Below are 14,506 nucleotides of genomic sequence, written 5' to 3'. Positions count from 1 at the left end.
ACTCATTTCAATTACAAGTAAATCCAATTACAAGGGATATGAAATCCTGCGAATAAGTGAGCATTCGAGAGATATTCGTATTAAACTGAGGGAGTTGAAGAAGGATTATTTCAAATTGTTGTCGAATTTAGTCTAATTAAGAATAAAAATTCTAAAGGGGAAACAGTATGAAAAAAGGTCAATTAGAAGTTTTTAACCTACATAAATAAATTCAAGACCGAACGGACTATACTGTTTTGAAAGAACCATTAATGATATAAACGGATATATAATTAGACAATAATCTACGTATTAATTTCATTAACAAGGCTGTTTCAATTGCCTTGTTTTCTTCAACTAAGGGGGGCAATACTTCAAAAAGGAAATCGCCCACTTTTCTTTGATGAAAGGGTCAGTTTTTTTGAAAGGTTAGAATTGGAAAACAGTTATAAAAGGGGAAAATAAAAATGAAAAAGTTATTTGTATTAATAATATCTGCACTACTGGTATTTACTTTAAGTGCTTGTAATAAAAACAATTCCAAATCAAACACTGTTTCCGTTGCTGAATTAGCAACGAAAGAAAATGCGATGCTTACTACCACCTCAGATAAATCATTTGTATTTGATTTCAACGTAGATAGTGAATATAAAGATGTATCCGTATGGATTGAAAAATATGAATCAGGTAAATTGGTTGATGATAAAATAAGTCATATAACCTCACAGATAGAGGAAAATGGCTCCATTATCTTTGCACTCCCAAAAACAAACGAAAGTACAAAGCAACTTACTTTTAATATTGGTATTAGCAGTAACAGTAGCACGGATTCGATAAGTGGATTTGATTCAAATTCAAATGGGTTAGATAAAATGTCAAGTGTGTGGGGGAACATTCAAGAAGGAAATACCTCGATTGAAGGAGAAACAGTATTAGCAAGTATTTGTTATTCAAATGATAAAAGTGGTATGAGTTCACTTTCCTCCGATTTTTATAAAGATGTGGATGGTCATATGAATGCGTTAAAAAAATACGATGTTGTTTATCTGCTTAAGGCTGAATTTATCAGGTAAGGGCTTTTGTAAGGTTATTAATCTAACGGGTGTTTGAGTTCAAGAAGGATTGCAGCTGCAATTCTTTTTATTCGACTAACGGTGCAGGTTATTTCAAGAAGGATTTTTAAGTAATGAAGTTGAATATAAAACACATATTCAATATTAAATTTAAGGAGAAATACCAATATATGGGAGAAATTTATCTCTTCTATTTCGAAGGAACATCATTTTAAAGAACCCGCAACAAGTTATGAAATTGCTCAAATTCAAAAAGAATTAAATGTTCAATTGCCAGAAGAATTAGCTGAGTTATTTAATGAAACAAATGGAGTATTCGATAATTGGAATTGTCCTTTGGTTTGGTCAACTTCCCAAATTATTGAGGACAATCTGTCTTTTAGAAATTATGAAGATTATAAAGATATTTATATGCCATTTGATAATCTTTTCTTTTTCTCGGACGCAGGAAATGGAGATTTATTTTGTTATGCAATATTAAAGAATGGGACCATAGATAAAACCGATATTTATGTTTGGAATCACGAGGATGATAGTCGGACCTGGGTAGCTGCTTCATTAAAACATTTTATTGAAGGTTGGCTTACTGATCAGATTGGCGTTTAGAAAAGGAAAAAGGTGATGTATTGAAAATTCTAAGAAAGTCTTTTATATATTCACTCTTTTTAAATTTTAGTCTATTTATTGTGGTATATGGAGTCGTAAAATTTATCGGGTCACAATTTTCAGGGAATTTCAATTTTTCATATGTAGGACCTTTTAATAATAATATATTTTTATTGGTGATAACTCTAATAATTTGTTCAATCATTTTTTTTACTGTTTTCTTTTTGCTAGCTTTTTCTTTGGTACGTTTGATAAAAACAAGATAATAAAAAACAGTTTTACTTTGTTTTTCTGAAAGGCTTAGCTCTTCAAAAAACAACTTTTATTTTGAGCTGAAATTTGAGATTGTGAAGGATTGTACTTAAACTAACGGGTGCAATAGTTAAAGATGATGATCGCTGTGGCGGTCTTTTTTCTTGTTGAACTAACGGGTCAGGTTAGTACAAGAAAATGAAAAAAACATAGGCAGTTTAGATTGGATGGTATTGTATTAAAACTTAATAAAAAATTTCTTTTGAGGAGAAGAAAAATGAAAAAAGGAAGAATATTAATTTGGGTTGGCTTACTCTTAATGATGGTAGGGGTATATTTTCAAACTTTTTTATCAACTCATTGGTTTATAATCGGCACATTAATTGCATTATTTGGAATTTTTTTAAACGCGATTAGCTTATACTTGCCTAAGTCTAATGGAGGTGAAGGAATAAAACTTAAAATAACAAATGTCTTAGGCTGGTTAATTATTATATTTGTGATTATAAGTTGGTCCTTTTTTAAAGAAGAACTATCTTTTATATCGACTGGGATAGGTGGACTTATTTGTATGATTATTGGTAACTCGTTAGCTTATTATAAGGGTAAAAAGGAATAGATAAACATTAGATATGTAAATAACGACTTAGTTTGTGAAGAAATGTTCTTAAACTAATGTGGCAGGTTAGTTGAACAATCGTCATTAGCTTTTATTCAACAATCGGGCCATTTAATAGAATAAGTGAAAGGATTATTAGAGGCAAATCAAAGTGGTTTGATCAGAATATATTTTTGTTTTCATAAAATGGATTTGGTATTCCAATATTTTATCGAAACAGGAACGCATGTTTGTTAAAATAAAGTAAACGATAAAGGAGGAGTTTGATGAGTAACATAATGCTTCGGAACGTGGTTGGGGATGACCTTCCTATTTTTTTCAAGCACCAACAGAACCGTGAAGCAAACCATATGGCTGCCTTTACGAGTAAGGACCCCGGTGATTGGAATAGCTTCATTACACATTGGAACAAAATTCTTACGGATAAGGATATTATGGAGCAAACGATCATTGTCGAAAATAACGTGGTTGGTCATATTTCACGTTTTGAGCAGTTCGGAGAACCAGAGGTTAGCTATTGGATTGGAAAAGAATATTGGGGTAAAGGAATTGCAACTAACGCTTTAAGGGAATTTCTAAAACACGTTACAATTCGTCCCCTTTATGCTCGTGCTGCCAAAGACAACATCGGATCACTCAAGGTACTGGAAAGATGCGGATTTACGATCACTGGTCAAGACAGCGGGTTTTCCAATGCACGTGGTGAAGATGTGGAGGAGTTTATTCTCACCCTCATTTAAGAAATCAAAAGGTAGGGTGCTTATTACGTTATAGGGCGCTTTTCTTTAGTAAGAAGGCGTCTTTTTGGTATTCCCCTACACATTAAGGGATTAGATTTTGGTAAGGTAAAAAAAGATTGTGAAGATTATCATTTAAACTACAGGGTGCATTAGTTGAACAGCGGGGGGTGCAGCGGTAGCCTTCTTCTTATTCCACTACGGGGCAGTTGAAGAAAGTACCTTAGTTATTTAGGGCTTGTTTCACATCCAAAATGTGAATGGTCTACATTCTCGTTTGAAACATTGGATAGACAGCTTTAAAGGTGGGGCTACAAAGTATCTGGATAATTACCTAGCTTAGTTCTTATTTGTCGATAGTCGTAGTAACGAAAGCACTAACCAGCATATTATAATTTCTATTAACATCATTTGTATTTGAAATGACTGACACATATGACAGTCTGTGACTATCGAAATTCACAGTGTAATACTTATTTTAACAAGCAGTTTTATCTCAATTGGCAGGGTAAAATTATGTAAGGTGGAGGTGGTTTTACTGAAAAAATGGTTCTTTTCAATAGTTATTATTGTAGTTGTGATGTTTGTTTCAATTAACTTATACACAAAATTTAAATTGAATACTGTTCGAGAAAAAGTATTGCAGAATCATCCCGAAATAACCAAAATAGACACTGTAAATAGTATTGGACAGTGGGGAGAATGGTTCTCTGAATATACACTGGTAGTGGAAATAAATGAAAAAATGTATCGAGTTTGGACATTTGAAGATGGTAAAATTACTGACAAAGAACTCTTAAGGTAAATTTTCTTACGGTTTAAATGTTAAATAAGAAATGGGAAACTATAAAAATTGAGTTTCCCTTCTTTTTTATCTAATAATCAAGAATTTTACAGAGCTAATAATAAAAGGTATTAATTAACTATTATCGAATAATTGTAGTGCACCAAATTATTATTAGGTAATTATTAAAATGAGATTGTGAAGAAATGTTCTTAAGCTACCATGAAAATAAATTTTCTTCAAGTATAAAAAAATGACAATACTAAAGAAGACCCTGCTCAATCGTTAAAAAAAAGAGGAGAGCGTTAATTAATAAGCCTATGGATTAGGGTTGACTGGATTAAGGTCAGTATCAGTATTGACACTTCCTACCCATTTTCATTCTCTGTGGTGCAACGACGATTTTTCCGCTGCATGGATGGCTAACGGATTAGCCCATCTTGATTATCTAACCCAAAGTCTTGTGATATCAAGGGGAACTATCACTTCGTTTGCTACCGGACCGCTGCCGCTAATGGTACGGCAATCAATGCTCCGTATCCATTATGAAAAAAGTGAGTATAGACAGGATGATGGTGTGCCGGTGAAACCAAAGGTGGATCATATTGAGATGGAATCGCTTGAGGTGGACAATATTGAAGCGGACAGCCTATCCATCCACCATAAGGAATACCAAAAAGCATATTATGCATTAAACATCCTCCGTAAACAAAATTTGTTCTGAGTCATCAATAGTCTATGCAAATTCGGTATCTGCGGACTAGTTGAGTACCTATTTTGGAACTAATAGTAGTGCGTAATACGATATAAATGTGAACTAAAAGAGAGGGGGCTTTTATAGAACCATTATGCGGATTTTCTTATTAAACTATAGAGCAGTTTAGTTCAATAAGAGTTACTACAAAATATATTTGTTGTTTGAGAAGAAGTATATTATTTTTATTAAAATGTTATTGTTGTTCTTGCTTATTTTGGAGATATATAGAACACATAAAAGAAGTTATTAATTGAAAGGAGGAACAATTAATTGGTGGAATTATCTCGGTCTCAACAATTGGCTATGGACTATATTACCAATTATGCCAGGAACCATAATCTTGAGGCTAAAGCAATAATAAATCATATACTAAAAATGTCGAATATCCCAGATGACATTTTCGAAAATGCGGTTATAAGATTAAAAGCTAACGCACGAATTGGACTCCATTTTCATCCCGATAGACCAGATTCAACTATGAAAAGCGTTGCCGAAGCACTATTAGAGCAGGGAATATATAGGAGTCAGTTTGAAACACTTATATCAAACGGTAGCGTATCTGCTCTTCCAGGTGGTGAACGTGACCTTTGGGAGAATAGAATCTTTGGAGGAGCATATCAAACGGAGGGTACAACTAATAATCAACGCCCAAAATACGGTGCACTGAATGTAATGTTACACTCAGATGGACCAGCTTCACGTTTTGGCTCATGTTACTTTCTTTTATCTCCAAAAGTTTCATATCGCTCTACGTTTACGTATTTAGATTCTCATCAAGACCCAAGGGAAAAGGGGACGTATGAAGAGTTTGATATGATTTTAGCTGCACTCTTAGAAGAGGCGTTCTCTAGGGAATCTGCAATTGGTGAAAGGGATATGACACCAACAATATTAATAAATCATTTACTGGTTAAACTCAAGAAAAAGTTAACGGACCTCGAAAAAAAAGAACCAAATCGGAATCTTAATCACTACATCGAAGCCCAAGTTCATGGGGATATATCACTTAAAGAAGATGTGGAATTGCTTGTTGCAGACCCTTCTTTTAAAGAGACGATTATCGGAACAACTTTAGAAAAACTATGTCTTAAGTATTCAATTGAATTATATTGGCATAGGGGCTTTGTTCTTAAGGTAGATGAAGTTCCTTCTGACTTTAGAGGACCATCCATGCCTTCTCTGGCAAAACGCATTGCACAAAATAATTGTATCAATGCAAGTGTAATTGGTTGTGCCGTAATGGACCTTCAACGTAATCCTCAAAATTGGAAGGAGCGCGGCAGCTTTAAGGAGGTACTTCAGGAATTAAAGCTATTGTGGCATGTTCTAGTTAGATATGGAAAGTCTTATACGATATTGAAATAATAAGGGGGATTCTTTTATGTCTCCCTTTTATTTTATTAATACGATTGTGAAGTAATGCACTAAACGGGTGCTTTGCTTTAAGATCAGGCTGCCTTGATTGGCGGCTTTTTATTATGCCACAAACGGCGCTCTTTACTTCAATAAAGAGTAAAGCCTTTTTGTTATTCAAGTAACGGGCAGGTTGGTTTAACAAGAGTTGCCTAATCCGTAACCATAGCCACCACAACATCCGCCGTATCCACCATAACCAAACATTTTATAGCCCTCCTTTAGACTTACTCCTTACAATTTATGTTAAGAAATTAAGGATGGAAGGGCTATTTCACTAGGCTTTTTTTAGGACAAACTCATTTCCTTATTATGAAATATAGGCTTTGTAGCGAATTAGAAACGGAAGTTGCTAATACTCTATATTTCATTTGGTTTTGAATTTTTTAATAAATTGATTAAAAAAAGGGGTGATTTCTTTAATTAATGGTTTAAATTGATTAGATGTTTCGACTAACATATCGATGGTTTCCATAAGCAATTCAACATCCACATTGTTAAGAAGATTTTCTATCTGTTTTTGAGTGGTTGGATAACTGTTCTGTTCTTTTCTCCTCGAGCCAAAAAACCAATCATCAATCCGATTAGAACTGCTATGGAAAGATGAGTGTTCTTTTTGTTCTTGTGAATTATTTTCGTTTTCTTTGTAAGTTTCTCTCTGTTTACTGTTTCCAAACAGGAAACTTGAAAAAGGGTCAATTTCACCATTGGGCTTTTGTTTTTCTTTATTATAATTCTCCTCCAATAACTTCTACTCCTCTCTTTTCAACTCTTTAAGATAAATTATGATTGGTTTTATACCGAAGTGTGGATACTTGTACTAAAAAAATAATGACTCTGCAAAAGTAGTTATTGAGATACTAAATTGCCAATCTTTCCTCCCCACTGGGGTTACTAGGGCTTTTTTGCCCTCTGCTGCATCTAGTATGAATTTATTACAAATTATGGGTTGTGTAGTGAATAAAAAAGACTCCTTAACTGGAGCCCTTTCTCTGTTAAAACCACATTTATTAAGTAGTACTAATGCAATGCTTATTATAGGCATCACCGTTTTTGATCTCATTAATGAAGGAGAATGTGAAATATTGTACTTAAAGTAACGGGGGCGATTGCTGAACGAGGGCAGTCGCTTCTTGTGCTAACGGGCAGTTTAGTTGAACAATCGTCATTAGCATTTTTTCAACAATCGGGCCATATTGTGGAGTAAGGAAGGAAATTATTTGGTTCACCTGGAAATTGTAAGTTATGCCCTTAAAGGGTAGAATTCTGGAATAAGCGCAACATAAACGGCTGATTAAGCGGGCCCTGCAAGGTTTCTCATTCGTTCGTTTCCGATGTCACAAATCAGAGCCTTACATTGTTATATGTATGAAACATAAAAAAGGAGCTGAGGAATGATGAACGACTTAACATGTATCATTATCGGGGGCGGCTATGCAGGGCTTCAAGCGCTTAAATCAATACAAAAAACGACCCAAGGAATGGCGAATGGACGGCGGATTCGGTTTGTTCTGTTAGACAATCAGCCCGGTCATTTGCGCAAATTGAGGTTGTTCCGGCCGACCGCGGTTGAGGAAGAGATTGTAATCCCCTGGAATAATTTAGTTTTAAAAGGATTTGAATTCGTACAAGGTGCGGTTACGTCTGTGGATAGTGGGGAAAAACAGGTTCGATATACGGATGTGCAAGGAAATGATGCACAAATTCACTATGACCTTTTAGTCGTGGCGGTTGGTAGCATCGTTCGACGACCGGATCCCGATCAGGGTGGCATCGCCTTGACCGACCCGCAAGCTGCGGCAGACATCCGGGAGCGCTGGCGTGCCAATCTGCAGAAGGCTGCTCGCGAGACGAATCCTGAGGAACAAAAGCGACTGATGACCATCGTGGTTGCAGGAGCAGGCATCAGCGGCATTGAGACGTCCACCGAGCTGGCGCTCGCCATGCGGAAGGAAGCAGCGGCGCTAGGTCTGAACCCGGCCGATACCTCCGTCTATTTGCTGAATGCACAGGAACGACTGCTCCTGGAAGTGTCGGAGAAATTTAGACGGAAGTTGGATCAGCAGCTCATCGAATGTGGAGTAACAGTGCTTCACAAGCGTAAGGCGCTACGAGAGGAAGCAGGGGTGGTGACGCTAAGCAATGGCGATTGTCTGGCGGTTGGCCTATGTATATGGACGTTGGGTTTGATACCCAATCCGGGACTTCGGGGTATGGGCTTGCCGCTTACTCCTGATAGGAAGGTACTGGTGGATGAATATTATCGCGTACAAGGGATGTCGAACGTTTACAGCATTGGCGACTGTGCGGGAATCGTCGATCCGAGAGACGGCAGAGCAACTCAGATGACGTGCTTTGAAGCTGGGGAGCAGGGGTTACGACTGGGGAAAATCGTGATGGCAGATTTGGAGGGCCGTCCGGCTCCAAGTCATCATTCAGCCAAATCGAATATGGATGCTTTCACCATCGCACTAGGGCAAAAAGGGGTGTTCTGGATACGCACCTGGGGACTCGATATGGTCATGACAGGAAAGATTCCGGGAAAAATCAAGAAGCTGGTAGAGGATCAAGCCAGTTACCTTCGATAAAAACACAGAGACCAAGATTGCTATATTTCTAACAGCCCAGAAAAGGAGAGACAGCGAATGGAAGAACTATATGATCAATATAAAGCACTACTGTTTACGCTGGCTTATCAGTTGACAGGCTCTGCAGAAGACGCGGAAGATGTGGTTCAAGACGTATTTTTTAAGGCGCTCGATATACATCCTGAACGTTTGGAAGAGCCAAAGGCGTATTTGTGTAAAATGGTAACCAATCGCTGTCTCAATCTGCAGAAGTCGGCACGAAAGAGGAGGGAAGTGTACGTCGGTCCGTGGCTCCCTGAACCGATTCCGACTCCGAAGGAGGATACGTTGGAGACAACTGTCGTCCGCCGCGATTTGCTGTCTTATGCCATGCTCGTACTGTTGGAGCGGTTGACGCCGACAGAGCGGGTGGTTTTCGTCCTACGAGAGGCGCTGGGCTTCAATTATCCTGAAATAGCTGAACTGCTTGGTAAGCGAGAGGCGAATTGCCGCAAGCTGATGAGCCGGGCAAGAAGCAAGATGGAAATATCCGAAGAGGAGACGGTTGTGGCCGAAGCGGTCGAATCGGAATGGGTAAGCCGCTTTATCACATCCCTCGAGGAAGGTAACGTCGATCATGTGCTGTCCATGCTGACTGAGGACGTCATGCTCGTCACCGACGGAGGTGGAAAAGTAATCGCGTCTACGCATCCAGTACAAACACGTGATCGTGTGGCCCAATTCCTGCTTGGGTACAAGGGCATAGCGTCTTATTATCAGGGAAGTCTCCACTTTGAGATAGTTCCTTTGAATGGTGAGACCAGTATCGTACTCCGTGCGGGAGACGAAACCGTAGCCGCTATATTTATACAACCTCGCCACGGAAAGTGTGACAGAATTTACATCGTACGAAACCCGGATAAGTTAATGAGGGTTTAGATAGTTGACTACATGCCTTCGTCAGACTCAAATTGGCACCATATACCCAAACCAATACGCTACCTGGGGGGAATGAATCTATTGTTTAACATATTAAAATCAAGTATTTTACTTTTATTATTTGGAACAGTTTTTTTAGTTGGTTGTAACGGCAATGAAGTAAACCTAATAGATGGAGATAAACATATAACCGAAGAGATGGATGAGGTCATTTCTGATTTCATTATTCAAAAATACTCCTCGATAAACTCTGATATAGAAAAGCAATTTGAAGTCCATAAAGTATATGGTACGAGTGAATCAGACGGGGTTCTAAGTGTCTATATGTGGTCTTATTATGGTGGTTTTAATAAATCCACTGGGATAGAAAACCGAGCTGGACATTCATTGCCTGCCGTAATTCGTTTAAGTAAAAAAGGAGAAAAGTATTCTGTTATCAAATACACGGAACCTCATGACGGCGAATTGTATCCGTCCTCTTTAAAAAAAATGTTTCCTGAAAAGTATTTGAAATTAGTTCAACAAGATACTGGAAATATAGAAGAATTACAAAAAGAGATGGATGAAAAAGTAAAAAAATGGTTAGAGATGCAAGAGTAATTGCGAATTAAATTTGATATTCTGATATTCAACAAACGAAGACTTTGGTTCATTTAGGTTGGTAAAATATTACGTCAAAAAATGCTCAGAGCGTTTTTACTTGCCATTAATATAGCTGATTTACTGTTGAAATATATGCTAATTAGCTTGTTATTTACATTGATATTAGCATTTTTCTCCCCATCAACCGAACCCGTTAGCTGCCAATGGTAGCTTTTTTATTTTCTCTTATTAAACTATTGAAGCAGTTTAGTGAAAGAAGGAATCTTATAAGAGAGCACAGAATACCTAATATAATTTTGGGAATAGGATTATTAAAAGGGGGGGAAATGTGTGCTTGAAAAAACTGTCTTAGATAAACTTAATCTTGAAAGAGATGACTTAAAACCTTTAGTTGTAATGATGTGTGGAATAGCCGGTTCTGGAAAAACTACCTTCTCACAAAAGTTAGAAAAGGCTGGGTTTGTACGACTTTCTATAGATGAAGAAGTCTGGTCTACTAATGGTCGATACGGGATTGATTATCCGATTGAAAAATATAGAGAGTATTTGGATAAAGCTCACTTAAGGTTGCTTGAAAAACTAGTAAAGTTAATTCTTAATAAGCAACAAGTAGTGGTTGACTCTAGTTTTTGGAGACAGTCTGAAAGATATGAATATAAGCAGATAATTGAAACTGCTGGAGGTAAATGGCGTCTTATTTATTTGAAAGTTAATCCTAATGATTTACGTGAACGTCTAAAGATAAGAAGTAACCGGTTTGATGCAAATGCTGCTTTTCCAATAACAGAGGAAATATTAGCTTCCTTCCTTAATGGATTCGAAGTTCCTAAAGGAGAAGGAGAAATTGTAATTAAATATTAAGAATAATTTTCCTCTCATTAGGCATATGAGTAAACTGTTTTAAAAGCCTTTATTGTTTCAAAGAATAGGGTGCATTTAAGCTAAGAGGATTAACACTTTTTATACTGGTATAGAGGAAGTTAAATTAAAGGATAAGTTATGGTTAACAAGAGCTACCATATTCACCCCTTTTTTTAAAAATAAAGTTTGTGAAAAAATGTACTTAAACAAACTGGGTGCGATACTTCAATAACGAAGGTCGCTTTTTTCTTCTTCAAGTAACTGGCAGGATTGTTGAAGAAGAAAAAGAATAGTATAGGTTATAGAATAAAGTGAAATCAGGGATATGGAGGGTAGTGATAATGCCAGATATAAACCATAAAACCTACATTAAAGTACCTTTAGAAGAAGTGTATAAAACAGTTTCAACATCTCAAGGTTGGAATGCTTGGTTTACAGATGACACATCTTTAGAGATAAACCCAGATGGAACTGGTGAATTACGATTGAGATGGACAAATTTCGGTAGTGAAAATGTAAATGTTGAAGATGGGGGGAAGATACTTGAGGCAACTCCAAACAAAAGATTTGTTTTTCAATGGTCACCAGGAGAACAAAATTCAACAGTAACTTTTAAACTTGAGCCTTATAAAGACGGAACATTAGTAGTTCTTAATGAGACGGGTTATACAAATTCAGGAAAAGACTTAAAAGCCTGTATTGGATGTGCAGTGGGTTGGGGAGAAGCATTAACACTTTTAAAGATATACTTAGAGTATGGAATTGTGTTAAAACAGGATTTATAATTCTCTAAGTTATTGGTGTATGGAGTCTTTGAGCAAGTAATGAACATAAAGGTGATTGTGGTAATAATCCAATTTTTATTCAACAAAAGGGTGCTTATATTCAAGAAAAACAGCGGCAAACAATAAACTGCCGCTGTTTTTAGTGCATATATAATAGCATGCAAAATCGCATGCCAATCAGCAACTGCCTAATTTTTTTAGGCAGTTGCTATTCAGTATGGGATTTATAGATGCGATTTTAACCTATAATAACCAATAAAACGTTGATAAATCAATAAAAATGCAGAGCGAATTCATATGCGAATTACTCTGCTATTTTACATACATTTATATGTGTTTTTTGTACTGCGGGTACTCCAAAAGAGAACGGCTTCCTCGTTGTGGAAGCTTTTTTTATTGTTAATTTTTCGGGGATGCAGCTGTGTTTGTCATTAAATTTCAATAATAATCGGCAGGATCATCGGCTTTCTCTTTGTTCTTGTAAATAAATATTGGCCCACCGATTTTTTAATATTTTGTTTGACTACATTCCACTGGCGAATATTCTCCGCTTGTAAATCATTAACCGTTTTTTTAACGAGGCGGTTAATCTCTCTAAGGAGATCTTCTGAATCCTTTACGTATACGAAACCACGCGTAATCGTGTCCGGTCCTTGAATAATTCTGCGCTCCGTTTTGCTTAAGGTTAAAACAATCACAAGCATGCCATCTTCAGAAAGTTGTTTTCGGTCTCGGAGCACGATTTCTCCTACATCACCGACGCCCATTCCGTCCACATACGTATCGCCCGACGGAATCCTCCGAGTCTGACGGGCAATGGAGTTTTCGATATCAACAACGTCACCATTTTTCATAATAAATGTATTTCCCGGCTCAACTCCAACCGATTCGGCGAGCAAACGATGGTGGTGCAGCATTCTAAATTCACCATGAACGGGAATAAAATAGGTTGGCTTCATGAGGGTAAGCATGAGCTTTAAGTCCTCTTGGTATCCATGACCGGAAACATGCATGCCTGTTGTGCTTCCTGATCCATAAGTTACGTTAGCTCCCAGTTGAAATAAGTTGTCGATTATACGTGAAACATCTTTCTCATTCCCGGGGATTGGCGATGCTGCTAAAATAACAGTATCGCCGGGGTAAACGGAAATATCCCGATAATTTCCGCTAGATAAGCGGGCGAGAGCAGCCATTGGCTCTCCCTGACTCCCCGTACAGAGAATCGCAACTTTTTCAGGTGCTAATTGATCGACTTCATTTGCTTCAATCAGCATCCCGTCCGGTACGATTAAATATCCACGTTCAATTGCTACGGAGACTACATTGACCATACTGCGGCCGAGCAAAGCAAGCTTTCGATTCGTTTTCATACAAGCTTCAACTACTTGCTGAACACGATTCACATTCGATGCAAAAGTCGAAACAAAAATCTTTCCATCAGCTTTCATGAAAGCCTCATTCATGTGGCTGCCGACCATTCGCTCAGATGGTGACAGGCCGGAGCGCTCAGCATTGGTACTTTCAGAGATTAAACATAAGACACCTTGCTGACCAATAGCGGCCATTTTATGAATATCTGAATATTGCTCATTTGTAGGTGTTAAATCGAATTTAAAGTCCCCAGTATGAACAACATTTCCTGCAGGTGTATGAAAGACAATTCCTAAACAATCTGGAATACTATGGCTTACTTGGAAAAAGGATACATTAAATTCTCCCAGTTCGAGTTTAGAATCTGAATCAATGGGAATAAGTTTTGTATCCCTTACAAGCCGATGCTCATCTAATTTTAATTCAATTAATCCAAGTGTAAAACGTGTGGCATAAATAGGGACATTTATTTTTCGTAAAAGGTAAGGGATTCCGCCAATATGATCTTCATGCCCATGTGACACAATTAAAGCACGGATGTTTTCCTTATTCTCTTCCAAGTAAGAAACATCAGGAATAATTAAATCAATTCCTAATAAACTCTCATCTGGAAATTTACCACCACAGTCGATAATGATGAGATCTTCTCCATATTCGACAACATACATGTTTTTACCGATTTCATTTATACCGCCTAAAGCAAAAATAGATAATGTATTTTCATTGGTTCTCAATTCCATCCCACCCAATTCCAATTAGATAATGTTAGTATTCCATTTTTGAAATTGTTTATTTAAGGCGGGAATACAAAATATAGTTAGTGGTTGGAGGATATAAACAAACGGGTAACGGTATCAATCCAATTACAGACTTTCCGAACGAGAAAGCCCATGCAGGGCGTTAGCCCGTCCTTAGACATAGGATGAGAATGAGGTCAAATGCGGAGTACCACTAGAAACCGCAAGGTTTGTGGTACTTCAAGCATTTGAAAATTTCACTATCTTTATTTCCATATAATTGTTGTAGGAATTTTTTAAAATTGATATAATTAAGGTATTAACGAATATACGTTCTTATTTTGTGTCCACTGCTGGAAATGTGTCGAGTACAACGATTAAGCGATACGTTGAAAATCAGAAAAAGTGTAACTAGTAAGGAGC

At 37.1% G+C, this 14,506-nt stretch carries 13 protein-coding genes and 2 pseudogenes; 13 read left to right on the top strand and 2 right to left on the bottom strand.

The window, feature by feature from the left end; genetic code table 11:
- Positions 1-446 precede the first annotated feature (446 nt).
- From ACFVSW_RS14935 to ACFVSW_RS14905, 7 genes and pseudogenes are all read left to right on the top strand, one after another.
- Positions 447-1,052 carry a hypothetical protein gene (locus tag ACFVSW_RS14935; RefSeq protein ID WP_387317388.1) on the top strand — a complete coding sequence of 202 codons (606 nt, stop codon included), beginning with the start codon at positions 447-449 and terminating at the stop codon, positions 1,050-1,052.
- Between the two features lie 168 nt (positions 1,053-1,220).
- Positions 1,221-1,658 (top strand): SMI1/KNR4 family protein, encoded by a 438-nt coding sequence (locus ACFVSW_RS14930; protein WP_387317429.1) that lies wholly within the window; start codon positions 1,221-1,223, stop codon positions 1,656-1,658.
- A 529-nt stretch (positions 1,659-2,187) separates the two neighbouring features.
- Positions 2,188-2,529, top strand: coding sequence for a hypothetical protein (locus ACFVSW_RS14925; protein WP_387317385.1), 342 nt, complete (start codon positions 2,188-2,190; stop codon positions 2,527-2,529).
- A 266-nt stretch (positions 2,530-2,795) separates the two neighbouring features.
- On the top strand, positions 2,796-3,269 hold the full coding sequence (locus ACFVSW_RS14920; RefSeq protein WP_387317383.1) for a GNAT family N-acetyltransferase: 474 nt from the start codon (positions 2,796-2,798) through the stop codon (positions 3,267-3,269).
- Positions 3,270-3,501: 232 nt separating this feature from the next.
- A pseudogene (locus ACFVSW_RS14915) lies at positions 3,502-3,715 on the top strand (IS1595 family transposase); the annotation flags it as partial.
- Positions 3,716-4,408: 693 nt separating this feature from the next.
- Positions 4,409-4,774, top strand: coding sequence for a hypothetical protein (locus ACFVSW_RS14910; RefSeq protein WP_387317381.1), 366 nt, complete (start codon positions 4,409-4,411; stop codon positions 4,772-4,774).
- Between the two features lie 306 nt (positions 4,775-5,080).
- Positions 5,081-6,172 (top strand): DUF3626 domain-containing protein, encoded by a 1,092-nt coding sequence (locus ACFVSW_RS14905; protein WP_387317427.1) that lies wholly within the window; start codon positions 5,081-5,083, stop codon positions 6,170-6,172.
- A 415-nt stretch (positions 6,173-6,587) separates the two neighbouring features.
- Here the strand turns inward: ACFVSW_RS14905 and ACFVSW_RS14900 are convergent, their stop codons facing one another.
- Positions 6,588-6,965, bottom strand: coding sequence for a hypothetical protein (locus ACFVSW_RS14900; protein ID WP_387317379.1), 378 nt, complete (start codon positions 6,963-6,965; stop codon positions 6,588-6,590).
- 649 nt (positions 6,966-7,614) lie between these two features.
- Here ACFVSW_RS14900 and ACFVSW_RS14895 point away from each other — a divergent pair.
- The 5 genes from ACFVSW_RS14895 to ACFVSW_RS14875 all read left to right on the top strand — a co-directional run bounded on the left by ACFVSW_RS14895 (position 7,615) and on the right by ACFVSW_RS14875 (position 11,975).
- Complete coding sequence (locus ACFVSW_RS14895) at positions 7,615-8,808, top strand: NAD(P)/FAD-dependent oxidoreductase (RefSeq protein ID WP_387317376.1); 1,194 nt, start codon at positions 7,615-7,617, stop codon at positions 8,806-8,808.
- Positions 8,809-8,865: 57 nt separating this feature from the next.
- Positions 8,866-9,726, top strand: coding sequence for an RNA polymerase sigma factor SigJ (gene sigJ, locus ACFVSW_RS14890; protein WP_387317373.1), 861 nt, complete (start codon positions 8,866-8,868; stop codon positions 9,724-9,726).
- Between the two features lie 81 nt (positions 9,727-9,807).
- Complete coding sequence (locus ACFVSW_RS14885; protein WP_387317370.1) at positions 9,808-10,326, top strand: hypothetical protein; 519 nt, start codon at positions 9,808-9,810, stop codon at positions 10,324-10,326.
- Between the two features lie 333 nt (positions 10,327-10,659).
- Positions 10,660-11,190, top strand: coding sequence for a P-loop nucleotide/nucleoside kinase family protein (locus tag ACFVSW_RS14880; protein WP_387317367.1), 531 nt, complete (start codon positions 10,660-10,662; stop codon positions 11,188-11,190).
- A gap of 341 nt (positions 11,191-11,531) precedes the next feature.
- Positions 11,532-11,975 carry an SRPBCC family protein gene (locus tag ACFVSW_RS14875; RefSeq protein ID WP_387317365.1) on the top strand — a complete coding sequence of 148 codons (444 nt, stop codon included), beginning with the start codon at positions 11,532-11,534 and terminating at the stop codon, positions 11,973-11,975.
- Positions 11,976-12,406: 431 nt separating this feature from the next.
- On the opposite strand, the gene ACFVSW_RS14870 is transcribed toward ACFVSW_RS14875, so the two are convergent.
- Positions 12,407-14,086, bottom strand: a complete 1,680-nt coding sequence (locus ACFVSW_RS14870) for a ribonuclease J (RefSeq protein ID WP_387317362.1) — start codon at positions 14,084-14,086, stop codon at positions 12,407-12,409.
- A 328-nt stretch (positions 14,087-14,414) separates the two neighbouring features.
- Here ACFVSW_RS14870 and ACFVSW_RS14865 point away from each other — a divergent pair.
- Positions 14,415-14,498 (top strand): annotated as a pseudogene (locus ACFVSW_RS14865) (IS200/IS605 family transposase); the annotation flags it as partial.
- Between the last annotated feature and the right edge of the window lie 8 nt (positions 14,499-14,506).

The sequence above is a fragment of the Neobacillus sp. NPDC058068 genome, from assembly GCF_042885335.1.
GTDB lineage: Bacteria > Bacillota > Bacilli > Bacillales > Cytobacillaceae > Neobacillus.
The sequence above is the reverse complement of the archived record's forward strand: the minus strand, read 5'-3'. Positions and strand labels throughout refer to the sequence as shown.

What these genes read in the sequence shown, in the direction of transcription:
- ACFVSW_RS14935 (WP_387317388.1), top strand. Translation starts at nt 447, where the DNA reads ATGAAAAAGTTATTTGTATTAATAATATCTGCACTACTGGTATTTACT.
- ACFVSW_RS14925 (WP_387317385.1), top strand. Translation starts at nt 2,188, where the DNA reads ATGAAAAAAGGAAGAATATTAATTTGGGTTGGCTTACTCTTAATGATG.
- ACFVSW_RS14920 (WP_387317383.1), top strand. Translation starts at nt 2,796, where the DNA reads ATGAGTAACATAATGCTTCGGAACGTGGTTGGGGATGACCTTCCTATT.
- ACFVSW_RS14895 (WP_387317376.1), top strand. Translation starts at nt 7,615, where the DNA reads ATGATGAACGACTTAACATGTATCATTATCGGGGGCGGCTATGCAGGG.
- sigJ (WP_387317373.1), top strand. Translation starts at nt 8,866, where the DNA reads ATGGAAGAACTATATGATCAATATAAAGCACTACTGTTTACGCTGGCT.
- ACFVSW_RS14875 (WP_387317365.1), top strand. Translation starts at nt 11,532, where the DNA reads ATGCCAGATATAAACCATAAAACCTACATTAAAGTACCTTTAGAAGAA.
- ACFVSW_RS14870 (WP_387317362.1), bottom strand. Translation starts at nt 14,086, where the DNA reads ATGGAATTGAGAACCAATGAAAATACATTATCTATTTTTGCTTTAGGC.